17 protein-coding genes are annotated in these 22,183 nt (G+C 63.5%); 10 read left to right on the top strand and 7 right to left on the bottom strand.

Annotated features, from left to right (window positions below):
- The first annotated feature begins 239 nt into the window (after nucleotides 1–239).
- From E5221_RS09415 to dacB, 4 genes are all read left to right on the top strand, one after another.
- The gene (locus E5221_RS09415; RefSeq protein ID WP_015269505.1) at nucleotides 240–857 is read left to right on the top strand and encodes a response regulator transcription factor; all 618 of its coding nucleotides are present in this window, start codon (nucleotides 240–242) and stop codon (nucleotides 855–857) included.
- An 8-nt stretch (nucleotides 858–865) separates the two neighbouring features.
- On the top strand, nucleotides 866–4,498 hold the full coding sequence (locus tag E5221_RS09410; RefSeq protein WP_247847214.1) for a transporter substrate-binding domain-containing protein: 3,633 nt from the start codon (nucleotides 866–868) through the stop codon (nucleotides 4,496–4,498).
- 41 nt (nucleotides 4,499–4,539) lie between these two features.
- Nucleotides 4,540–4,884 (top strand): YggL family protein, encoded by a 345-nt coding sequence (locus E5221_RS09405; RefSeq protein WP_004376110.1) that lies wholly within the window; start codon nucleotides 4,540–4,542, stop codon nucleotides 4,882–4,884.
- A gap of 186 nt (nucleotides 4,885–5,070) precedes the next feature.
- A complete protein-coding gene (gene dacB / locus E5221_RS09400) occupies nucleotides 5,071–6,528 on the top strand; it encodes a D-alanyl-D-alanine carboxypeptidase/D-alanyl-D-alanine-endopeptidase (protein WP_247847213.1) in 1,458 nt (485 codons plus the stop codon).
- Between the two features lie 130 nt (nucleotides 6,529–6,658).
- Here the strand turns inward: dacB and E5221_RS09395 are convergent, their stop codons facing one another.
- Together E5221_RS09395 and rlmKL are read right to left on the bottom strand one after the other, a co-directional pair.
- A complete protein-coding gene (locus tag E5221_RS09395; protein ID WP_247847211.1) occupies nucleotides 6,659–9,049 on the bottom strand; it encodes a diguanylate cyclase in 2,391 nt (796 codons plus the stop codon).
- Between the two features lie 94 nt (nucleotides 9,050–9,143).
- Nucleotides 9,144–11,336 carry a bifunctional 23S rRNA (guanine(2069)-N(7))-methyltransferase RlmK/23S rRNA (guanine(2445)-N(2))-methyltransferase RlmL gene (gene rlmKL / locus E5221_RS09390; protein ID WP_247847209.1) on the bottom strand — a complete coding sequence of 731 codons (2,193 nt, stop codon included), beginning with the start codon at nucleotides 11,334–11,336 and terminating at the stop codon, nucleotides 9,144–9,146.
- A 561-nt stretch (nucleotides 11,337–11,897) separates the two neighbouring features.
- Here rlmKL and E5221_RS09385 point away from each other — a divergent pair.
- Complete coding sequence (locus tag E5221_RS09385; RefSeq protein ID WP_003248687.1) at nucleotides 11,898–12,113, top strand: ribosome modulation factor; 216 nt, start codon at nucleotides 11,898–11,900, stop codon at nucleotides 12,111–12,113.
- A gap of 94 nt (nucleotides 12,114–12,207) precedes the next feature.
- Here the strand turns inward: E5221_RS09385 and E5221_RS09380 are convergent, their stop codons facing one another.
- Nucleotides 12,208–13,233 (bottom strand): quinone-dependent dihydroorotate dehydrogenase, encoded by a 1,026-nt coding sequence (locus E5221_RS09380; RefSeq protein WP_247847207.1) that lies wholly within the window; start codon nucleotides 13,231–13,233, stop codon nucleotides 12,208–12,210.
- 144 nt (nucleotides 13,234–13,377) lie between these two features.
- Here E5221_RS09380 and E5221_RS09375 point away from each other — a divergent pair, with 144 nt between their 5' ends.
- The 5 genes from E5221_RS09375 to cobA all read left to right on the top strand — a co-directional run bounded on the left by E5221_RS09375 (nucleotide 13,378) and on the right by cobA (nucleotide 19,039).
- Nucleotides 13,378–14,592: a CmpA/NrtA family ABC transporter substrate-binding protein gene (locus E5221_RS09375; protein ID WP_247847205.1), complete on the top strand. Its 1,215-nt coding sequence runs from the start codon at nucleotides 13,378–13,380 to the stop codon at nucleotides 14,590–14,592.
- Nucleotides 14,593–14,604: 12 nt separating this feature from the next.
- The gene (locus tag E5221_RS09370) at nucleotides 14,605–15,180 is read left to right on the top strand and encodes an ANTAR domain-containing protein (protein WP_013971673.1); all 576 of its coding nucleotides are present in this window, start codon (nucleotides 14,605–14,607) and stop codon (nucleotides 15,178–15,180) included.
- A 199-nt stretch (nucleotides 15,181–15,379) separates the two neighbouring features.
- Nucleotides 15,380–16,591 (top strand): nitrate/nitrite transporter, encoded by a 1,212-nt coding sequence (locus tag E5221_RS09365; protein WP_247847203.1) that lies wholly within the window; start codon nucleotides 15,380–15,382, stop codon nucleotides 16,589–16,591.
- 9 nt (nucleotides 16,592–16,600) lie between these two features.
- On the top strand, nucleotides 16,601–18,271 hold the full coding sequence (locus E5221_RS09360; protein ID WP_247847202.1) for a bifunctional protein-serine/threonine kinase/phosphatase: 1,671 nt from the start codon (nucleotides 16,601–16,603) through the stop codon (nucleotides 18,269–18,271).
- 27 nt (nucleotides 18,272–18,298) lie between these two features.
- The gene (gene cobA / locus E5221_RS09355) at nucleotides 18,299–19,039 is read left to right on the top strand and encodes a uroporphyrinogen-III C-methyltransferase (protein ID WP_247847200.1); all 741 of its coding nucleotides are present in this window, start codon (nucleotides 18,299–18,301) and stop codon (nucleotides 19,037–19,039) included.
- Nucleotides 19,040–19,228: 189 nt separating this feature from the next.
- On the opposite strand, the gene E5221_RS09350 is transcribed toward cobA, so the two are convergent.
- The 4 genes from E5221_RS09350 to E5221_RS09335 all read right to left on the bottom strand — a co-directional run bounded on the left by E5221_RS09350 (nucleotide 19,229) and on the right by E5221_RS09335 (nucleotide 22,156).
- On the bottom strand, nucleotides 19,229–20,266 hold the full coding sequence (locus tag E5221_RS09350; protein ID WP_004376136.1) for an OmpA family protein: 1,038 nt from the start codon (nucleotides 20,264–20,266) through the stop codon (nucleotides 19,229–19,231).
- Between the two features lie 111 nt (nucleotides 20,267–20,377).
- Entirely contained in the window at nucleotides 20,378–20,944 is a 567-nt protein-coding gene (sigX, locus tag E5221_RS09345; protein WP_003248665.1) for an RNA polymerase sigma factor SigX, read from the bottom strand.
- Between the two features lie 112 nt (nucleotides 20,945–21,056).
- Nucleotides 21,057–21,881, bottom strand: a complete 825-nt coding sequence (locus tag E5221_RS09340; RefSeq protein ID WP_004376138.1) for a mechanosensitive ion channel domain-containing protein — start codon at nucleotides 21,879–21,881, stop codon at nucleotides 21,057–21,059.
- 2 nt (nucleotides 21,882–21,883) lie between these two features.
- Nucleotides 21,884–22,156 (bottom strand): hypothetical protein, encoded by a 273-nt coding sequence (locus tag E5221_RS09335; RefSeq protein WP_004376140.1) that lies wholly within the window; start codon nucleotides 22,154–22,156, stop codon nucleotides 21,884–21,886.
- Nucleotides 22,157–22,183: the final 27 nt, after the last annotated feature.

Here is a 22,183-nt window from a genome sequence, read left to right as displayed (position 1 = left end):
ATTGTGGGAAACTTCCTACATATACTGGCGACAAGTTAAACGGCACGAATAAAAGTAAATGAAAAGTTACCAATCACGCTTTGACAATGAATTAAACGCGCTTATTTCGTAGCCCGAATTGTTTTATCTTGTAAGCCATTTCCCATATAGGGCTAATAGCCCTTCCTCGCATGCCCGATGACTTTCAACTGCGATAAGGTGCCGCCTGTCACCCTCAATCGCCCGCAGGGAAGTTGAACATGCATTCCATATTTATCGTCGACGACCATCCCGTCATCCGCCTGGCCGTTCGTATGTTGCTGGAAAACCAGAATTACAAGATTGTCGGCGAGTCGGACAACGGCGTGGACGCCATGCAGATGATTCGCGAAGCCGCTCCAGACCTAGTCATCCTCGACATCAGCATCCCCAAACTGGACGGGCTGGAGGTGCTTGCCCGGTTCCAGGCCATGGCCTTGCCCCTGAAGGTACTGGTACTGACCGCGCAATCTCCCGCATTGTTTGCCGTACGCTGCATGCACTCGGGTGCTGCAGGCTATGTGTGCAAGCAGGAGGACCTGAGCGAACTGCTCAGTGCAGTAAAGGCCGTGCTGGCTGGTTACAACTATTTCCCCAGCCAGGCAATCAAGCATAACCAGGCGGTAGATGCCGACCTGCAACTTTTCCGTCAGGTTAATGACCGCGAACTGATGGTGCTGCAACTATTCGCCCAGGGCCGCAGCAACAAGGAAATTGCCAAGGGCATGTTCCTCAGCAGCAAGACCGTCAGTACCTACAAGAAGCGCCTCATGCACAAACTTCAGGTCAATACGCTGGTCGATCTGATTGAAATGGCCAAACGCAACGCGCTGGTCTGAGGGTAGTCATGGCGCACAGTATCGCTCGCCTACTGCTCACCCTGCTCCTGTTCAGCGGCGTGGCACAGGCTACCCATCACGAGGCTTCATCCTATACCTTGCTGGCACGCTCATCGGCCAGGCCGGCATTACCAGCGCTCACGGACGAACAACGGCAATGGCTCGAAGGCCGTCAGGAACTGGTGCTGGGTACCTCGGCACCAGACTACCCGCCGTTCGACATCACCAGTGGGGGCCGCGACTACCAGGGCCTTACCGCCGAGTACGCAAGCCTGATCGGCAAGGCCCTGCAGTTGCCCGTGCGGGTGCTGCGCTTTTCCAGCCGGCAAGCGGCGGTCGAGGCGCTCCGGCAGGGCGATATCGACCTCCTTGGGAGCTCCAACGGCTACGAAGCGGCCAGCGATGGCCTGGCCCTGTCGTCCCCCTATGCCATCGACCAACCGGTGCTGGTAACGCGCGAGGACGAAAGCCGGGCGCTGGACACAGGCCTGGGCGGCATGCGCCTGGGCATGCTCTACCATTACCTGCCCCGGCAGGAGGTGAACAGCGCCTACCCCAAGGCCGAGCTTCTGGCCTTCGGCTCGTCCAGCCAGGCCCTGAGTGCCGTGGCGTTCGGCCAGGCCGACGTGTTCATCGGTGATACCATTTCCACCCACTACCAGCTCAATCGCGGCCACCTGCCGCGCCTGCGCATGGCCAGTTTCGGCAAGCACGAGGCCATCGGCTTCGGTTTTGCCCTGCGCCGCGAGGACCGGGTCCTGATGGATCTGGTGAACGCCACCCTGGACAGACAGACCTCGGCCATACGCGCCAGCATCTTCAAGCGCTGGAGCGCTGGTAGCGACCTGCTGCTGACCGACCGCAAGCTGCAACTGACCGACACCGAAGAACAATGGCTGAAAGACCACCCGGTGATGCGCGTTGCAATCGATGACACCGCTGCACCGGTCTCCTATTTCGACGGCTCGGGGCATTTTCGCGGCATCACCGCCGACCTGCTCGAGCTCCTTCGCCTGCGCACCGGCTTGCGTTTCGAAGTGCAGCGCGCCAGCGGCCTTGCCGACATGATTGCCCGCCTCAAGGATGGCCGCGCCGATGTCATTGCTGCACTGGCCAGCGGCGGGATGAACGAAGACGACCTGCAAATCAGCCAACCCTACCTGGAAAGCGCCTATGTGCTGGTCAGCCGCAAGGACAAACAACCCTTCACCTCGCTGGAACAGCTGCAGGGTCATCGCATCGCCATTACCCGCTACAGTGCCATGGACGCCATGCTGTCGCGGCACTATCCGCAAATCGGCTGGGTCGAGACCGAAAGCTCGTTCTATTCCATGGCGTTGCTCAACAGTGGTGCCGTCGATGCGGTGATCACCACCTTGATCGACGCCAACCACGCCCTGGCTGGCAATCCCGAACTGGTCATCCGGGCCACCGTCGGCAGCGAACCCGCCACCTTCGCCATGGCCACCAGCGCCCCGTCACAAGCGCTGGTGTCGATCCTCGACAAGGCGCTGCTGAGCATCTCGCCGGAAGAACTCGGGGTCATCAACAACCGTTGGCGCGGCTTCAGCCTGCACGAGGATGGCAACGACCACGGCTACCGCCGGCTGGCGATACAGGTGGTACTGGGCACCGCCGTGCTGTTGCTGCTGGCCTTGTTGTGGAATGCCCGCCTGCGCCTGCAGATTCGCCAGCGGCAACGCGCCGAACGGGCGCTGAACGACCAGTTGGCGTTCATGCGCGCCCTCCTCAACGGTACGCCCCACCCCATGTACGTGCGAGATCGCGAGGGCCGACTGCAAAGCTGCAACTACAGTTACCTGGAAGCCGTGCAGGCCCGCTCCGAGGAGGTCATCGGCAAAAACCTGGAGGGGAGCCTGTTCGCCGATTACGAGCAGACCCGGCAGATCCACGCCGATTATCTTAAGGTGATGGCCGAAGGCTCGCCGCTGATCATGGACCGGCCACTTCGGATCCAGGGCCGGGAGATGACCATCTACCACTGGATTCTGCCGTACCGCGACTCACTGGGTGAGGTGCAGGGCATCATCGGTGGCTGGATCGACATCAGCGAGCGCCGCCATCTGGTCATGGAGCTGCGCCAGGCCAAGCAGCAGGCCGATGATGCGAACCGCGCCAAAAGCACGTTCCTGGCCACCATCAGCCACGAAATCCGCACCCCGATGAATGCCGTCATCGGCATGCTTGAGCTGGCAGTCAAGCGCGCCGACCAAGGCCGTGTAGACCGCTGTGCGCTGGAGCTGGCCCACCATTCGGCCAAGGACCTGCTGGGCCTGATCGGCGATATCCTCGACATTGTGCGCATCGAGTCCGGGCATTTGTCCCTCGCCCCGGAGGCCGTCGACCTGGCGGCCCTGGTCGAGTCGGTGGGGCGCATTTTCGAGGGCCAGGCCCGGCAGAAAGGCCTGGCCCTGGAGGTGATCATCGCACCGGCCGCCCGCTGCCATGTCATGCTCGACCCCCTGCGTTTCAAGCAAGTACTGTCCAACCTGGTAAGCAACGCCATCAAGTTCACCGAGCATGGCCAGGTGCGCATATGCGTCGGCCTGGTGGACGACGGCAGCACTACCCCCGCAGTGCTGGAGCTGGAAGTGCGCGACAGTGGCATCGGTATCCACGCCGACGACCTGCAGCGCCTGTTCAACCCGTTCATCCAGGCCAACCCGCATAGCCAGAGCGCCCGTGCAGGTACCGGGCTGGGCCTGGCCATCTGTCGCAACCTGTGCGAGATGATGGGCGGCAGCCTGACCATAAAGAGCCTGGAGGATGTCGGCACCCAGGTGCGCCTGAAGATGCCGCTGCAGCGGGTTGACGCAGCAGCGCAGCCGGCCCCGCTGATCGAAAACCTCGACGTGCCCGACCCACGGCTGAGCGTGCTGGTGATCGACGACCACCCGGCCAACCTGCAACTGATGGCACAGCAGCTTGGCTACCTGGGGCTTGAGCACACCAGCGCCCAAGACGGTCGCGAAGGCCTGGCTACCTGGCGGGCGGGCGACTTCGATGTGCTGGTGCTCGACTGCAACATGCCGCACATGAACGGTTACCAGCTGGCCACTGCCGTACGTACCGAGGAACGCCATGGCAAGCGGCAGCGCTGCACCATTCTCGGCTACACCGCCAACGCACAACCGGAGGTACGCCGCAAGTGCCTGAGCGCCGGCATGGACGACTGCCTGCTCAAGCCCATCAGCCTGGGCACGCTCAGCCAGCGTCTTGCCAATATCCGCCCACGCTGCCAGCAGAAACCGCGCCGCAAGCTCTACCACCTGGACGGCCTGGCCACGGTGGTCGGGCATGACCCGAACGATCGCCAGCGTTTCCTGCAGGCGTTGCAGCAGAGCCTGCAGGCCGACCTGGCCACCTTGATGGCATTGCATCCGCAGCATGACAGCGATGCCATTGCCGAACAGGCGCACAAGGTGCTCAGTGCCGCGCGGATGCTGGAAGCCCCCGAGCTGATGAAAGCTTGCGAAGCCCTCGAGGCAAGCGGCTTGCCTACCACCCAGTTACGCCTGCGGCGCCAGGCACTGGCGCGGCATATGTGCCGGGTAGAACGTGCCCTGGCCAGGGAACTGGCCACAGGTACCTGCACACAGGCAGGCAGCCAGGCGTGTTAACTGGTAGACTGCGCGGCGTTATTACCTAAGAGGATTGTTTCATGGCCACAAACCGCTCCCGTCGTCTGCGCAAGAAGCTGTGTGTCGACGAGTTTCAGGAATTGGGCTTCGAGCTGAACCTGGAATTCAAGGAAGATCTGGATGACCAGGCAATCGATGCTTTCCTCGACGCGTTCCTGGCAGAAGCCATGGACGCCAATGGCCTGGACTATGTAGGCGGTGACGATTTCGGCCTGGTGTGCTCGGTCAAACGCGGCTCGGTCAGCGAAGAACAGCGTGCAGCCGTTGAAGCCTGGCTCAAAGGCCGTAGCGAACTGACCAAGATCGAGGTCAGCCCGCTGCTGGACGCCTGGTACCCGGAAAAGCCGATCAACAAGGCCGAGTAATACCGGCCCGGCTCGATCGCTGAAAAGGCCACCCTCAGGGGTGGCCTTTTTTATTGGGGGTGCTTTTCCGTCGAACGTGGCGCATCGTCGCTGCGCTTGGGGCATAATGCGTATTCTTTCACCCTGGGGCCATCATTCCTTACAGCCCCAATGCCCTTTTCCCTCGCCGTAGGGTATTTATCGATCATGATCAAAACGCTTCGTCCCCTCGTTCTTGCCGGCCTGCTGTTACCACTCGCCCTGCCCAGCCAGGCCGCCGCCGTCAACACCACGCTGCCTGCCAAGGTGCAGCAGGCCCTCAAGGCCAACAAGCTGCAGGATTCTGCCCTGTCGCTGGTGATGCTGCCGCTGGACGGCCCCGGCACACCGACCGTGTTCAATGCCGATGTCTCGGTCAACCCGGCCTCGACCATGAAACTGGTCACCACCTACGCCGCCCTCGAACTGCTCGGCCCGACCTTCCAGTGGAAAACCGAGTTCTACACCGACGGCACCCTGAGCAACGGTGTACTCAACGGTAACCTGTACCTCAAAGGTGGCGGCGACCCGAAACTGAACATGGAAAAGCTGTGGCTGCTGATGCGTGACCTGCGCGCCAATGGCGTGCGCACCATCACCGGCGACCTGGTGCTGGACCGCAGCCATTTCGTGCAGCCCAACCTGCCGCAGTTCAACGACGACGGCGGCGATGAGAACAAGCCGTTCCTGGTCAAGCCCGACTCGCTGCTGGTCAACCTCAAGGCCCTGCGTTTCGTGGCCCGCAACGATGGCGGCAAGGTAACCATCGCAGTCGAACCGCCGATTGCCAGCATCCGCATCGACAACCAGGTCAAGGCAGTAGCCTCCAGACAGTGCTCGGGTGACGTGCGCTACAACCCGGTGCAGCAGGCCGATGGCATCAGCGTAACGGTCAGTGGCCAGCTGGGTGACGGCTGCAACTCCCAGACCTATCTGTCGCTGCTCGACCACCAGACCTACGCCGCCGGTGCCGTGCGCGCGACCTGGAACGAGCTGGGTGGCAGCATCCAGGGTGGCGACCGCTTCGAGAACGTGCCCAAGGGCGCTCGCCTGCTGGCCCGAGCCTTCTCGCCAGACCTGGTGGAAGTGATCCGCGACATCAACAAGTACAGCAACAACACCATGGCCCAGCAGCTGTTCCTGAGCCTTGGCGCGCAGTTCCGCACCGATGCCGACGGTGACGACGCCCGCGCCGCCCAGCGTGTGGTGCGCCAGTGGCTGGCGAAGAAGGGCATTACCGCGCCGCACCTGGTAATGGAAAACGGTTCCGGCCTGTCGCGTGCCGAACGGGTCAGCACCCGGGAGATGGCCGCGATGCTGCAGGCTGCCTGGAAGAGCCCTTATGCTGCCGAGTTCATGAGCTCGATGCCGCTGGTGGGTATGGATGGCACCATGCGCAAGCGCCTGAAGCGTACCGCCATGACCGGCGAAGGGCACATCAAGACTGGCACGCTGAATACCGTGCGGGCAATTGCCGGCTTCAGCCGCGACAGCAACGGCCATACCTGGGCGGTGGCGGCGATCCTCAACGATCCGAAACCGTGGGGCGCCTCGCAGGTGCTCGACCAGGTGCTGCTGGACCTGTACCGCCAGCCGAAACTGGCCGGCAGTACTGCGGCCAACTGATCGTTAGCCGGTACCGGCCTCTTCGCGGCTAAAGCCGCTCCTACATGTACAGTGCAGGGTTCAAGACCTGTGATGTCTCTGTGGGAGCGGCTTTAGCCGCGAACGGGCCGGCATTGGCAACTGAAAGCTGTCAGGCCAACTCCCCCTCCACCCGGTCCCGCCCGGCCTGCTTGGCCGCATACACGCCTGCATCAGCCCGCAACAGCAAGGCATCGGCCCCTTCCCCCGGTCGCCAGCCCGCCACACCAAAACTCGCGGTCACCCTGCCCACGCCTTCCACCGGCACATTGCGCACCCCATGCCACAGCTCCAGCGCCAGCAGCCGCGCCTGCTCGGCATCGCTGCCCGGGCACAGCACCATGAATTCCTCGCCGCCCAACCGGCAGAAAACATCGGTACGGCGCAAACGCTGGCTGATACGCAGGCACAGGCTGCGCAGCACGCGATCGCCGACTGCGTGGCCAAAATGGTCGTTGATGCGCTTGAAGTGATCGATATCGAGCATGATGACCGCCAGTGCCTGGCCATCGCGCTGGGCCCGTTCCAGCTCGAGCTTGAGCCGCTCCTGGAAGTAACGGCGATTATGGATGCCGGTCAGCGAATCGGTCACCGACAGCGCACGCAACTCTTCCTCCACACCCTTGAGGTCGGAGATATCGGTCAGGTAGCCATGCCACAACGTGCAGCCCTGCTCGCCCACCTCCGGTGTCGCCTCGCCACGCACCCAACGCAGCCCGGCACGCGGCAGGCAGACCCGATATTCTTCACGCCAGGGCGACAGGTGTTCGGCCGAGTAACGCACCGAGCGGCGCACGCGCTCGAGGTCATCCGGGTGGATGCGCTCGAACACCGCCGTGGCATCCTCGCGCAATTGCTGCAGATCGACTTCGTAGATGTCGTACAGGCCCTTGCTGGCGTACGGAAAACAGGAATGGCCGTTGCCATCCAGGCGGTACTGGTAGATGCCACCCGGCACCTCGGCACTGAGTTTTTCCAGAAGGCGGTCACGCGCCGCCAGCGCCTCATGCACCCGACGCCGTTCAGTGACATCGATGCAGATCGCCAGGTAACCGATCCATAACCCCTGTTCATCGAGCATGGCGGTGACCAGCATGTTGGCCACCAGTTGGCTGCCATCGGCGCGCAACAAGGTCCACTCCCCCGGCTCGGCTCCATGCCCCTGCACCGTTTCGGCAAACATGGCCTGGCCACCTGCAATCGGCCGGCCGAAACGCAGGCTCAAGGCATGGGCACGCAGGCTCAACTCCTCGGGCAACACCAGGTCCTCCAGGCGCAGCTTGCCGATCGCCTCGCAGGCCGGGTAACCGAGCAAGCGCTCGGCACCGGCGTTGAAGGTGCTGACCACGCCCTTGAGGTTGGTGGCGATGATCGCCACCTGGGTTGCGGCATCCAGCACGCTGCGCAGCTGGTTGTGGGTACCACGCAGTGACTGCTCGCTGACCCGCAGCTCGGCGGTACGCTGCTCTACCAGGGCCAAGGCGCGCTGGCGCTGGCTGAACAGGCTGTAGAGCAACCCACTGAGCAGCAGGCTCAACAAGCCGCCCAGCAGGCTTACCGCCAGCACCGCGGAGGAGCGGTTGGCGCGCACGAAGGCCAGGCTCGGCCGGATACTCAGCTGGAAGTGGTGGTCAGCCAGGTGCAACAACTGGTTGATGGCCAGCGGCAGAGGTGCAACCGGGTTCTGCGAATCGAACATCACCTCGGGGCCATGCAGCCCGGTGGGGTCGACGATACGCACCACCAGGTTATCGTCTGCCGTAACCGGGCGCCCGTCACTGACCAGTTCCCGCATGCTCAGCAGGGCCATCACATAGCCCATTGCCGCGCCGCGGGGGTTGGCATCGGAAAACACTGGCGCCACCATCAGCAGGCCACGCGCATCCGAGCTGGTATCGAACATGGGTAGTGGCTCGGACACCGCCATGCTGCCGGGCCCCAGCGCCCGCGCCAGTGCCGCCAAGGGCACTTCCTGGCCGGCGAGGTCCAGACCATGGGGCAGCCCGGGCAATTCACCCGACTGGGTATAGAGTACCGGGAAGTAATGGTCGCGCTGGGGGGATGGGTGCCACTGGCCTTGTTCATCCTGGTCGCGGATCACATAGCCCGGGCCGAAATGCACACTGGCCTGGCGCTCGAACTCGGCGCGTTGCGCGGCCTCGACACGCGGCGCCCAGGCGTAGGCCAGGGTCCGCTGCAGCAATGGCCGGGCGTAGCCGTCGAACTCGTGTGGGGTGATTTCGTTGGAAAAGCTGAAAAACCGCCGCAGCCCGTCCAGGCGCTGCTGCTGTTCGTCAAACCGCTCGGCGATCCGGCTGAAACGCTCGCTGGCCAGCAGCTCGAAGCGCTGGCGCAGTTGCTGCTTGTAGAAGGTTTGCGTGGCTAACGCCAGGACGGCCGTCAACAGGCCACCCACGACCAGGGCGACCAGGGCCACCGCCCAGGCGGACATTGCCTCTGTGCACAGGCCAAGCAACCGCGCACGCACGCCACCCTTTGACATACACCCATCTCGTCACGTCAGCGTCCTGCGGATTATCTTGCCCTGCCCTCAGTTATAGCTATTGGCCATTAGCCGCGCAATGTACCTCGTCGCCTCAACGAAGCTGCAAACGCCAGGCACGATGGATACGGTTATTGCGCGCGAAGTCCGGGTCCAGGGTCTGGGCCGTGATCTCTTCCACCGCATAACGCGCCATCAGGTGCTCGTCCAACTGGAACTTGCGGAAGTTGTTGGAGAAATACAGCACGCCACCCGGCGCCAGGCGGGCCATGGCCAGGTCCAGCAGTTGCACGTGGTCACGCTGCACATCGAACACGCCTTCCATGCGCTTGGAGTTGGAGAAGGTCGGCGGGTCGATGAAGATCAGGTCATAGCTGTCGCGGTTGCCTTCCAGCCAGGCCATCACATCGCCTTGCTCCAGGCGGTTGCGCTCGGAGAAGCCATTGAGCGCCAGGTTGCGTCGCGCCCAGTCCAGGTAGGTTTTCGACAGGTCGACGCTGGTGGTGCTGCGCGCGCCGCCCTTGGCCGCGTGCACGGTGGCCGTGGCGGTGTAGCAGAACAGGTTGAGGAAGCGCTTGCCGGCTGCTTCGCGCTGGATGCGCATGCGCATCGGGCGATGGTCCAGGAACAGGCCCGTGTCGAGGTAGTCGGTGAGGTTGACCAGCAGCTTTACGCCGCCTTCGTTCACTTCCTGGAAGCGGCCTTCGGTCGCCTGGCGCTCGTACTGGCGCGTGCCGCTCTGCCGCTCGCGACGCTTGAGCACCACACGCTGCGGCGAAATGCCCAGGGCCTGCGGGATGGCTGCCAGCGCGTCGAGCAGGCGTGCCTGGGCCTTGTCCGGGTCGACCGAACGTGGCGCGGCGTATTCCTGCACGTGCACCCAATCCTGGTACAGGTCGACCGCCAAGGCATATTCGGGCATATCGGCATCGTACAGGCGGTAACAATCGACCTGCTCGCGGCGGGCCCACTTGCCCAGTTGCTTGAGGTTTTTCTGCAGGCGGTTGGCGAACATCTGCGCCCCTTCCGACAGGCGCGCCGGCTCGCTGGCCGGCGCAGCCTGCTGGCGGGTTTCCGCGCCTTCAGGCTGCGCCTCGCGGCGCTCGCCGGTAACGAACTGGTCGGGCTGCACCTTGAACAGCAGCAGCTTGCACGGCAAGGCGCCGTTCCAGAACGCGTACTGCTTGTGGCTGCGAATACCCATGCGCTTGCCCAGCTGCGGCGCGCCGGTGAACACCGCCGCCTCCCAGCCCATGCAGGCCTGGCGCAGGCGCTCACCGAGGTTCTGGTAGAGGTACAGCAGGCTGGCTTCGTCACCCAGGCGCTCGCCATAGGGTGGGTTGCTGATGATCAGGCCTTTCTGGTTCTGGTCCGGGCGCGGCTCGAAGGTGCTGACTTCGCCCTGGTAGATCTTCACCCAGTCGCCCAGGCCGGCACGCTCGACGTTGTTGCGGCCTGGCTGGATCAACCGAGGGTCGGCCTCGTAGCCACGGATCCACAGTGGTGGCTTGGCCAGGCCGGCCTGTGCCCGCGCCTGCGCCTCGTCATGCACCTTGCGCCACAATGCCGGTACGTGGCCGAGCCAGGCACTGAAGCCCCAGCGCTCACGCTTGAGGTTGGGCGCGATATCGGCGGCGATCATCGCCGCTTCGACCAGGAAGGTACCCACACCGCACATCGGGTCGGCCAGCGCGCCACCTTCGGCAGCAATGCGCGGCCAGCCGGCGCGGATGAGTACCGCCGCCGCCAGGTTTTCCTTCAGCGGCGCGGCGCCTTGCTGCAGGCGGTAGCCACGCTGGTGCAGGCTGTGCCCGGAAAGGTCGAGCGAGAGAATGGCTTCGCCACGGTCCAGGCGCAGGTGCACGCGCACATCAGGGTCGATCTTTTCCACCGACGGGCGCAGGCCTTCACGGTTGCGCAGCTTGTCGACGATCGCGTCCTTGACCTTCAGCGCACCAAAGTGGGTGTTGTCGATGCCCGAGCCATGGCCGCTGAACTCCACCGCCAGGGTGCCGTCGGCTGCCAGATGATCGGCCCAGTCGACCGCGTGCACGCCGTCGTAGAGGTCGTCGGCGTTCTTCATGGAGAAGCGCTTGAGTACCAGCAGCACCCGGTTGGCCAAGCGTGACCAAAGGCACAGGCGGTAGGCGGTTTCCATGTCGGCGGCGCCGCGAATGGCCGAAGTGTGCTCGCGCACATCATCCAGGCCGAGGCTCCGCGCCTCTTCGGCAAGCAGGCCTTCCAGGCCTTTGGGGCAGGTGAGGTAAAGTTCGAAACGGTCCGACATGAGTAATCCAGCGCCTTGGGCTATTTGACTGACGGGGCGACGCATCGCCCCGCGATGTTTGCCCGCACTCCTTTCCAGCAGACGTGCGGGTGGCCCTTCCCGGCACGCGAACGTGCAATGAAAGGCCGGGCCGCCTGACCGATCTGTGCTTGGCCCAGTGGCAAAGACAGCTTAGATCATCAGGCAGTATGAAAAATTCTTGCGATACCAGGGCCGATATGACCCTTCGTCGCATTTCAAATTATTTCTGTCATCCGCAAGCAACGCTGGCGAAATGACGTCAATGATCGGCAAACCCTGATCATAGCGGGCTCAACGCTAAACAAGGTTGAGTCGCATTTATTTACTTATCCCCTCACCCTTGGAAAGGTTACGTGCTTATGACAAATCGATCATTCACACGGTGACTCGCATTCGATAGAACTGGTCTCAGGCCACTTCGCAACGAGGTGGCACTTTCAGCTCGCCACGCCGGCAGCGAGCGCACACCGGCAGAAAGACTCTGCCCGGCCTCGGAGAGGCCGACGGGACATTACAGTCAACAAGTGAGGGCAACACCCTATGAGAAGACTTAAGCGTGATCCGTTGGAAAGAGCATATTCACGTGGCTACCAATACGGGGTCACCGGCAAATCCCGCGAACTTTGCCCCTTCAATCTTCCTTCTGTTCGCCAAGCCTGGATCAACGGCTGGCGTGAAGGTCGCGGTGATAACTGGGACGGAATGACTGGCACCGCTGGCATCCATAGACTCAACGAAAATCACGCCGTTGGCTGAACGAGGACACTGAATTCGATTCACCATGCACGCCCTATCCGGGCGGCGGGCGAAGGCCCAGGGGCCCCTTGATGGGGCCCTTTTTTATTGCCGATCAAACCCGTGGCATTGCCGCGATAGCGTCCACCGCCTCGCGAATCAGCGCCGGCCCTTTATAGATGAAGCCGGAGTAGATCTGCACCAGGCTCGCCCCGGCAGCGATCTTCTCGGCGGCATGGCGGCCTTCGGTAATGCCGCCAGCGGCAATGATCGGCAGCTTGCCGCCCAGCTCGCCCGCCAGCACCTTGACGATATGGGTGCTCTTTTCCAGCACCGGCGCACCCGACAGGCCACCCGCCTCGTCACCGTACGGCAGGCCTTCGACACCTTCACGCCCCAGCGTGGTGTTGGTGGCGATCACCGCATCCATGCCCGACTCCATCAGCGCGGCGGCGACCAGGGCGGTTTCTTCGTCGCTCATGTCCGGGGCAATCTTGATTGCCAGAGGTACGCGCTTGCCATGCGTGCCGGCCAGTTGCTCGCGGCGCACGGCCAGGGCATCGAGCAGCTGCTTGAGCGAATCGCCGAACTGCAGGCTGCGCAGGCCCGGGGTGTTGGGCGAACTGACGTTGACCGTGATGTAACTGGCCTCGGTGTACACCTTGTCCAGGCAGATCAGGTAGTCATCGACGGCACGCTCCACCGGGGTGTCGAAATTCTTGCCGATGTTGATGCCCAGCACACCGTTGTAACGCGCAGCCCGTACCCGGCCGAGCAGGTGATCAACGCCCAGGTTGTTGAAGCCCATGCGGTTGATGATGGCCGTTGCCTCCGGCAGGCGGAACAGCCGTGGCTTGGGGTTGCCCGGCTGCGGGCGCGGGGTGACGGTGCCGATTTCGACGAAGCTGAAGCCCAGCTGGGCGAAACCGTCGATGGCCGCACCGTTCTTGTCCAGGCCGGCCGCCAGGCCCACCGGGTTGGCGAAGTTCAAGCCCATGACCGTAACCGGCAAAGCCGCCGGCTGCTTGCACAGCATGCCGTTGAGGCCGAGACGGCCACCGGCACCGATCAGGTCCAGGGACAGGTCATGGGAGGTTTCCGGGGAAAGCTTGAACAGCAGCTGGCGGGCCAGGGTATACATGGGCGGGCAAGGCTCGGGGTGAATGAGGGGGCGATTATAGCCAGCGTGGGGCCGGCATGACAGCAAATCGTGGGGCTGCTGTCAGATGGCACATCGGTTGCACCGGAAAAGCCCACAGCCTTATCAGTACGGGCGAGGACCCTTGTGAACACTGCACCCCGAGCAACGCCCCTGGCCTGGGTCAACGGCAGCGACGCGCCGGAAAAGCCCAGCCTGAACATCGGCTACATGGCCCTGACCGACTGCGCCTCGGTGGTAGTCGCCGCCACCCAGGGCTTCGCCCAGCAGCACGGCCTTACCCTCAACCTCAAGCGCCAGGGCTCCTGGGCCGGGCTGCGCGACAAGCTGGTCAGCGGCGAACTGGATGCGGCGCACTGCCTGTATGGTCTGGTGTACGCCGTGCACCTGGGCATCGGCGGTGTACCGGCCAGCGCCATGGCCGTGCTCATGGGGCTGAACCAGAACGCCCAGGCCATAAACCTGTCCCCGGCCCTGCAGCGCAAAGGCGTGACCAACCCTGAAGCATTGGCGCGCCTGGTGCACCAGCATGGCGCACGCCTCACCTTCGCCCAGACCTTCCCCACCGGCACCCACGCCATGTGGCTGTATTACTGGCTGGCCAGCCAGGGCATCCACCCATTGCGCGACGTCGACAGCGTGGTGGTACCACCAGCGCAGATGGCCGCGCATATCCAGGCCGGGCGCATCGACGGCTTCTGCGTGGGCGAACCCTGGGCTGCCGATGCCGTAGCCACGGGCCAGGGCTTCACCCTGGCCACCAGCCAGTCGATCTGGCCGGACCACCCGGAAAAGGTCCTGGCCTGCGCCCACGCCTTTGCCGAGCAATACCCCAACAGCGCCCGCGCGCTGATCAAGGCGGTCCTCGCTGCCAGCCGCTTCATCGAGCAAAGCCCGGAGAACCGCCGCAGCACTGCGCAACTGCTCAGCGGCAGCGCCTACCTGGCCACCCCGCTGACAAGTATCGAACCACGCCTGCTCGGCAGCTACCACGATGGCCTGGGCAACCACTGGCAAGACCCGCACGCCCTGCGCCTGCACGATCATGGCCGGGCCAACCTGCCGTACCTGTCCGACGGCATGTGGTTCATGACCCAGTTCCGCCGCTGGGGCCTGCTGCGCGACGACCCCGACTACCTCGGCGTGGCCCGCCAGGTCCAGCAACTGGCACTGTATGGCGAGGCGGCACAAAGCCTTGGCGTGGCCTGCCCCGAGCAGCCGATGCGCAGCAGCCTGCTGATCGATGGCAGCCGCTGGGACGGCAGCGACCCCTACGGCTATGCCCGCAGCTTCAGCCTGCATGCCCTGGGCGACCTGCCCGATGCCCGTGTCGGCGCGTGAGGGGGACCATTCATGTTGCGCATCCTGCTGATCGACGACACCCAGAGCAAACTCGGCCGCCTCAAGGCGGCCTTGAGCGAGGCCGGCTTCGAGGTCATCGAAGCCCCAGGCCTGACCATCGACCTGCCCGCCTGCGTCGAAACGGTGCGCCCGGACGTGGTGCTTATCGATACCGACTCACCGGACCGCGATGTGATGGAACAGGTGGTCCTGGTCAGCCGTGACCAGCCACGGCCAATCGTGCTGTTCACCGACGAGCATGATCCCGGGGTGATGCGCCAGGCGATCCAGGCGGGGGTTAGCGCCTACATCGTCGAAGGCATCCATGCCGCGCGGCTGCAACCGATCCTGGATGTGGCCATGGCCCGCTTCGAAAGTGACCAGGCGCTGAAGGCGCAGCTGCTCGCACGGGACCAGCAACTGGCTGAACGCAAGCGCATCGAGCAGGCCAAGGGTTTGCTGATGAAGATGAAGGACTGTAACGAAGAACAGGCCTACACCCTGATGCGCCGCCAGGCCATGAGCCGGCAGCAGAAGCTGATCCAGGTGGCCGAGCAGATCATTGCCATGCACGAGATGCTGGGCTGACGCCTCGTTCAAAACCTCCCACATAACCCGAGTCAACCCACGGTCCGAGTTGGCCCATCTCTTGCTCAACAAATATCACCGGTAGCCAACGGCGGTTGCCCCACTTAATCCCCGACAAAGACGTCGCTCTCCCCTCCACGCACGTGGAGCGGGTAGCGGCGTCTTTTTCGTTCCGTTGCATTGCCGAGTGAGGTGTTCGATGAGTACCAGCTTCTGGAAATCCGGGCATGTGCCCACGCTGTTCGCCGCGTTCCTGTACTTCGACCTCAGCTTCATGGTCTGGTACCTGCTTGGCCCATTGGCGGTGCAGATTGCCGCCGATCTGCAGCTTAGTGCACAACAACGGGGCCTGATGGTGGCCACGCCGATCCTGGCCGGGGCGATCCTGCGCTTCGCCATGGGCGTGCTGGTTGACCGCCTGTCACCCAAGACCGCGGGGCTGATCGGCCAAGTGGTGGTCATCGTCGCCCTCGCCGCTGCCTGGCACCTGGGCGTGCGCAGCTATGAACAAGCGCTGCTGCTGGGCGTGTTCCTCGGCTTTGCCGGCGCTTCGTTCGCCGTGTCACTGCCGCTGGCCTCGCAATGGTACCCGCCACAGCACCAAGGCAAAGCCATGGGCATTGCAGGTGCCGGCAATTCCGGCACAGTGTTCGCCGCCCTGCTGGCCCCCGCGCTGGCTGCGGGCTTTGGCTGGAACAATGTGTTCGGCTTCGCACTGGTCCCGCTGTCGCTGGCCCTGTTGGTGTTCGCCCTGCTGGCACGCAATGCTCCGCAGCGGCCCAAGCCAAAAGCCATGGCCGACTACCTCAAGGCCCTGGGCGACCGTGACAGCTGGTGGTTCATGTTCTTCTACAGCGTCACCTTCGGCGGCTTCATCGGCCTGGCCAGCGCCCTGCCCGGCTATTTCAGTGACCAGTATGGCCTGAGCCCGGTCACCGCTGGCTACTACACCGCTGCCTGCGTGTTCGCCGGCAGCCTGATGCGCCCACTTGGCGGCGCCTTGGCTGACCGCTTCGGCGGCATCCGCACCCTGCTGGGCATGTATAGCGTGGCGGCCATCTGCATCGCCGCAGTCGGCTTCAACCTGCCTAGCGCCGCCGCCGCACTGGCCCTGTTCGTCAGCGCCATGCTCGGCCTGGGAGCCGGCAATGGCGCGGTGTTCCAACTGGTACCGCAACGCTTCCGCCAGGAGATCGGCGTGATGACCGGGCTGATCGGCATGGCCGGCGGCATCGGGGGCTTCCTGCTGGCCGCCGGGCTTGGCACCATCAAGCAGCACACCGGTGACTACCAGCTGGGGCTGTGGCTGTTCGCCAGCCTGGGCTTGCTGGCCTGGTTCGGCCTGCACGGCGTGAAACAGCGCTGGCGCACCACCTGGGGCTCGGCTGCGGTTACCGCGGCACGGGTCTGAGGCACAGCCATGAGCCTGCAACTGAACTTTGCCCAGGCCAGCGCCACCGGGCCGCGCGAGGAAAACCAGGACGCCCTGCGCCTGGTTACCCCGGCGCCGGAGCTGGCCGCCAGCAAAGGCTACCTGTTCGCCCTCGCCGACGGCGTCAGCCAATGTGCCGATGGCGGCCTGGCAGCCCGTGCCAGCCTGCAGGCGCTGGCCCTGGACTATTACGCCACCCCCGCGACCTGGAGCGTGGCCCAGGCACTGGACCGCCTGCTGCTGGCGCAAAACCGCTGGCTGCGCGCCCAAGGCAGTGGCCAGCCACTGCTGACCACCCTCAGCGCGCTGGTGCTGCGCGGCCGACGCTTTACCCTGGCCCACGTAGGTGACTGTCGCGTGTACCGCTGGCACGCCGGGCGCCTGCAATGCCTGAGCGAAGACCATGTATGGGACCAGCCCGGCATGCAGCATGTGCTGAAGCGCGCGCTGGGCCTGGACCAGCACCTGCTGGTGGATTATCTGGAAGGTGAGCTGCAGCCGGGCGAGAGTTTCCTGTTGTTGAGCGATGGCGTATGGGCCAGCCTGGGCGACCAGCACATCCAGGCGGTGCTGCGCGAGCAACCCGACCTGCAACTGGCCGTCGATACCCTGGTCGCCAGCGCGCACCTGAACGGCAGCCAGGACAACGCCAGTGCCTTGCTGGTGCAGGTCGAGCAATTGGGCACTGCCAACCTGGGTGACACCCTGGCGCAACTGCAGCAATGGCCGGTGCCCGGCCCGTTGCGTGAAGGCCAGGTAATTGATGGCTGGCAAGCCGAAAAGCTGCTTTCGCAAAGCCGCCAGTCGCTGCTGTACCGGGTGCGCGATAGTCAGGGCCGAGCCTGGCTGCTGAAAACACTGCCACCCGCGCGCGAGCAGGAGCCCGGCGCGGCGCAAGGGCTGTTGCTGGAGGAATGGTTCCTGCGCCGGGTCGCTGGCCGGCACTTTCCCGAGCTGCACACCGCCAGCCAGCGCCAGCACCTGTACTACGTGATGCGCGAATACCCCGGCCAGAGCCTGGCGGCGCTGCTGGCCGAGCATGGCCCGCTGCCCATGCCGCAGTGGCTGGAGCTGGCTCGGCAACTGCTGCAGGCGGTCGGCGTATTGCACCGGCGCAACCTGCTGCACCGCGACATCAAGCCAGAGAACCTGCACCTGGGCAGCGATGGGCAGCTGCGCCTGCTGGACTTCGGCCTGGCCTACTGCCCGGGCTTGTCCGAAGACCCGCTGCACGAGTTGCCGGGCACACCGTCATACATTGCCCCGGAAGCGTTCGACGGCCAACCGCCCAGCCCACGCCAGGACCTGTATGCCGTGGGTGTGACGTTGTTTCACCTGCTGACCGGGCATTACCCCTACGGCGAGGTGGAGGCCTTCCAGCGCCCACGCTTCGGCCAGCCGGTCAACGCCGCGCGCTACCGCCCTGACCTGCCGGAATGGCTGCAGCACAACCTGCAGCAGGCACTGGCAGCCGACCCGGCGCAGCGCTTCGAAACCGCCGAACACTGGCTACTGCTGCTCGAACGTGGCGACCGCCAGGAGCTGCCCACCCGGCCACGGCCGTTGCTGGAGCGCGAACCGTTGAAGGTCTGGCGCACCCTGGCCCTGCTGTCCTTGCTGTTCAACCTGATTTTGCTGCTCACCCTGCTCAAGGGCTGAACGCACCTTGCCGATGAGGAAACCCTGATGAATGCGAAAGTCTGGCTGGTTGGTGCTGGTCCTGGTGATCCGGAGCTGCTCACCCTCAAGGCTGTACGCGCCTTGCGGCAAGCCGCTGTGGTGATGATCGACGACCTGGTCAACCCGGCGGTGCTGGAGCACTGCCCACAGGCCCGTGTGATTGCCGTGGGCAAGCGCGGCGGCTGCCGCTCCACGCCGCAGGCGTTCATCCAGCGCCTGATGCTGCGCCATGCGCGGCAAGGGCGCTGCGTGGTCCGGCTCAAGGGCGGCGACCCGTGCATCTTCGGCCGCGGCGGTGAAGAGGCGCTGTGGTTGCAGGGGCATGGTATCGAGGTGGAAGTGGTCAATGGGATCACAGCCGGCCTGGCTGGCGCCACGCAATGCGGAATTTCCCTGACCTCACGGGGTGTGAGCCGGGGCGTGACGCTGGTCACGGCACATACCCAGGACGACAGCGAACTGAACTGGGCGGCCTTGGCCCAGGGCGGGACGACGCTGGTGGTGTACATGGGCGTGGCCAGGCTGGAGCAGGTGCGCCAAGGGTTGCTGGACGGGGGCATGGCACCGGCGATGCCGGTGGCGATGATCGAAAATGCCTCGTTGCCGCAGCAGCGGGAGTGCAGAAGCGATGTGCGGGGGATGGTCGAGGATGCGCGGGGGTTTGGCTTGCGTAGCCCGGCGATTTTGGTGATTGGGGAGGTGGTTGGGGAACAGCAGGCCCTGGGGCTGCTCGCAGTAGCGGGCTGAACGCCATCCCTGTAGGAGCAGCCTTGCGCTGCGAAGAGGCCGGTAAGGGCAATGGTATTCTGTTGCTGTAATGGCCTCTTCGCAGCGCAAGGCTGCTCCTACAGGCATTGTGCAGGCTTTGAGACCGGATAAATCCCAGGCAAAGAAAAACCCGGCCGAGGCCGGGTTTTTCATGAAGCTTCAAACCAATTACTTGGCCTGGGCTTCTACCTGAGCTTCAACGCGACGGTTGACAGCGCGGCCTTCTTCGGTGGCGTTGTCGGCAACCGGACGGGTTTCGCCGTAGCCAACCGAATCAACACGGCTGGATTCTACGCCGTACTGCTGGGTCAGGACCTGCTTGACAGCGTTGGCACGACGCTCGGACAGCTTCTGGTTGTAAGCGTCTGGGCCGACGGAGTCAGTGTGACCTTCCACGGTGGTGGTGGTCTGTGGGTACTGCTTCATGAAGTCAGCCAGGTTCTTGATGTCGCCGTAGCTGTTTGGCTTGACGACCGACTTGTCGAAGTCGAACTTGACGTCCAGCTCAACGCGAACGACTTCGGCAACAGCCGGGCAGCCATCAGCGTCAACGGTAACGTTGGCTGGGGTGTCAGGGCACTTGTCGACGTTGTCGCAAACGCCGTCGTTGTCGGAGTCGGAGCACACTTCGGCAACTGGGGCCGGAGCGACTTCAGCTTGCTTCGGGCTACCGCCGAAGTTCAGACCAACACCAACGGTCGGGCCCCATTCGGTGTTGCCGTTGTCGATGTTGTACATGGCTTCTACGCCAGCACGGGCGAAGAACATGTCGGTGATGTACCACTTGGCGCCAGCGCCAACGTTGGCGAAGGTGGAGTGGTCGCGGCCGCTACGAGTGGCCTGGCCCAGGCTCTCGTGAGCGAAACCGGCGGAAACGTACGGACGCAGAGCGTCGCCAACGGTACCGAAGTGGTAGGTAGCGTCGAGCTTGGCCTTGGAACCTTTGATGTCTTTGTTGAAGACTTCACCACGAGCGTTGTGGGTCTCGTTGTAGCCGAGGTCCAGGGAAACGTCGTCGGTCAGGAAGTAGCCCAGGCGAACACCAGGATTGGTGCCGTCGTTCTTGAAGTTACGTTCGCTGTCGTAGTACTGCTTGGTAACGTTGCCTTCGATTTCCACAGCGCCTTGGCCTTGAGCCAGAACGCCGAACGAAGTAGCAGCGACGAGCGAGCCAATGGCCAAGCCCAAGGTGTTTTTCAATTTCATCCGTTAAATCCCCATCTGGTGATAGTTAAGCAGTCCCACCACAAACAAGGGGGACAACTCGACGGCAAGTCTAGCAGAACTCGCCGGTTCGTTAGAGATATTTGCACGCCACTAAGTTTCATCGAGGCCGGCAAATTTCTCCCGAAGCTTGTCTAGCGCGCGCTTGTAGCGCATTTTTGTCGCGCTCAGGCCCATGTGCATGATGTCGGCAATTTCCTGAAATTCCAGCTCTGCGACAAAACGCAGCACCAGGATTTCCCGGTCAATCGGGTTCACATGCACCAGCCACTTGTCCAGCCCGCCTTTTTCTTCCGGCTTCGGAGCCTTGTCTTCGGACGCCTCTTCGACAGGGTCCAGACTCAAGGCATCCATCAACCGACGTTTACGGCGCTCCTTGCGGTACTGGGTAATGCATTCGTTGTAGGTGATGCTGTAGAGCCAGGTCTTGAACTTGGACTTACCCTCGAAGTTCTTCAGCCCGTACAGCACTTTCAACATGACTTCCTGACAGACATCGTCCGCGTCACGGTCGTTCCCCAGATAACGTGCACAGACGTTGAACAGGGTCCGTTGGTAGCGCCGCATGAGCTCCTCATAGGCGCGGGTAACGTGGTACAGCTCTTCATGCGAACGCGCCACCAACTCTTCGTCGGTGAGCTCGCGGGGGTCATAACGCATGGGCGGCGAATGAACTTTATTCAAAACGGATCTGGCCGACAGTCAGGTCAATGTCGCCGCGCGACCCCGTGGGTCGATTTTCGCGGCGGCATACATTAACAGCTTTGTGCGGTTAGCGGCTATTGACTCGCTGCTCAAGCAACTCGCGGTTGGACAGCGACACCAGTTCGCCATCATCGGTCAGCAGCGTCGTCTTGACCGTGCCGATTTCCTCGATGTGCCCTTCGACCTCTCCAATTCGCACCTGCTGGCCCACCTGATACAGTTCGCGCACGTAAATGCCGGCCAGGATCTGCCCGGCGATTTCGCGGCTACCCAGGCCCATTGCCAGCGCAACGGCCAGACCAACGGTAATCAGCCCGATCACGATCACATGGTTCAGCAGGTCGGTTTTCACCTCCAGCTGGCTGATGGCCACCGAGATGCTGATGATGATCACCAGGCCCTGGGTGATACGCCCCAGGCCTGCCGAGTACTCCAGGCCGATGCCTTCGGCAGCGCCGCGTACCAGGCCGTTGGCCACCTGGGCCAGCAGCACGCCGGCCAGCAGCACCAGGGCTGCGCCGAACACCTTCGGCAGGTAAAGGGCAAGCATGTCGAGGGTTGCCGAAACCCGCTCCAGGCCCAGCGACTCTGCGGCCGAGACCAGGAAGATGAGCAGCACGAACCAGTAGACGATCTTGCCGATCAGGGTGGAGATGGGTACCTGGATGCCGACCCGGCCGAGCATCTTGGTCAGGCCGGTGCCGGCCATCAGGCGGTCCAGGCCGAACTTGGCCAGCAGTTTGGACAGCAGCGTGTCGAGCAGCTTGGCCACCACGAAACCGAGCAGCACCACGACCAGCGCGCCGAACAGGTTGGGGATGAAGTTCGCTACCTTGGTCCAAAGGGCAGTCATGGCGGTGACCAGGCTCTGGGTCCAGAGATCGAGTTCCATATTCAATCGGCCTTATCTGCTTTGCTGCCGTTGGCAGCGTTGCGGGAAGAGTGTCGACGCACCGGCGCAACATGCGCCGCGCCATTGTTCACGGCGATCAGCAGCGCCTGGCTCCAGCGGCCAAGCAGGCTGAACAGATCGCCCGCGCCAACCTGGCGATTGGCGGTTTTCAGCACGCGACCCAGGCAAGCGGCGTCGTCCCGGTCGTCCCGGTCATTGCCGGAGGGGGACGCCTTGAGCAGGTCGCGCAGGGATTCTTCAAACGGATCGTGCATGGGCACCTCGCGCAGTGTCAGTCAGAG

Source organism: Pseudomonas sp. A2 (assembly GCF_023100865.1).
Taxonomy (GTDB): domain Bacteria; phylum Pseudomonadota; class Gammaproteobacteria; order Pseudomonadales; family Pseudomonadaceae; genus Aquipseudomonas; species Aquipseudomonas asiatica.
The sequence above is the reverse complement of the archived record's forward strand: the minus strand, read 5'-3'. Positions and strand labels throughout refer to the sequence as shown.

Coding starts and splice junctions, on each gene's coding strand:
- E5221_RS09415 (WP_015269505.1), top strand. CDS start 240: ATGCATTCCATATTTATCGTCGACGACCATCCCGTCATCCGCCTGGCC.
- E5221_RS09410 (WP_247847214.1), top strand. CDS start 866: ATGGCGCACAGTATCGCTCGCCTACTGCTCACCCTGCTCCTGTTCAGC.
- E5221_RS09405 (WP_004376110.1), top strand. CDS start 4,540: ATGGCCACAAACCGCTCCCGTCGTCTGCGCAAGAAGCTGTGTGTCGAC.
- dacB (WP_247847213.1), top strand. CDS start 5,071: ATGATCAAAACGCTTCGTCCCCTCGTTCTTGCCGGCCTGCTGTTACCA.
- E5221_RS09395 (WP_247847211.1), bottom strand. CDS start 9,049: ATGTCAAAGGGTGGCGTGCGTGCGCGGTTGCTTGGCCTGTGCACAGAG.
- rlmKL (WP_247847209.1), bottom strand. CDS start 11,336: ATGTCGGACCGTTTCGAACTTTACCTCACCTGCCCCAAAGGCCTGGAA.
- E5221_RS09385 (WP_003248687.1), top strand. CDS start 11,898: ATGAGAAGACTTAAGCGTGATCCGTTGGAAAGAGCATATTCACGTGGC.
- E5221_RS09380 (WP_247847207.1), bottom strand. CDS start 13,233: ATGTATACCCTGGCCCGCCAGCTGCTGTTCAAGCTTTCCCCGGAAACC.
- E5221_RS09370 (WP_013971673.1), top strand. CDS start 14,605: ATGTTGCGCATCCTGCTGATCGACGACACCCAGAGCAAACTCGGCCGC.
- E5221_RS09365 (WP_247847203.1), top strand. CDS start 15,380: ATGAGTACCAGCTTCTGGAAATCCGGGCATGTGCCCACGCTGTTCGCC.
- E5221_RS09360 (WP_247847202.1), top strand. CDS start 16,601: ATGAGCCTGCAACTGAACTTTGCCCAGGCCAGCGCCACCGGGCCGCGC.
- cobA (WP_247847200.1), top strand. CDS start 18,299: ATGAATGCGAAAGTCTGGCTGGTTGGTGCTGGTCCTGGTGATCCGGAG.
- E5221_RS09350 (WP_004376136.1), bottom strand. CDS start 20,266: ATGAAATTGAAAAACACCTTGGGCTTGGCCATTGGCTCGCTCGTCGCT.
- sigX (WP_003248665.1), bottom strand. CDS start 20,944: ATGCGTTATGACCCCCGCGAGCTCACCGACGAAGAGTTGGTGGCGCGT.
- E5221_RS09340 (WP_004376138.1), bottom strand. CDS start 21,881: ATGGAACTCGATCTCTGGACCCAGAGCCTGGTCACCGCCATGACTGCC.
- E5221_RS09335 (WP_004376140.1), bottom strand. CDS start 22,156: ATGCACGATCCGTTTGAAGAATCCCTGCGCGACCTGCTCAAGGCGTCC.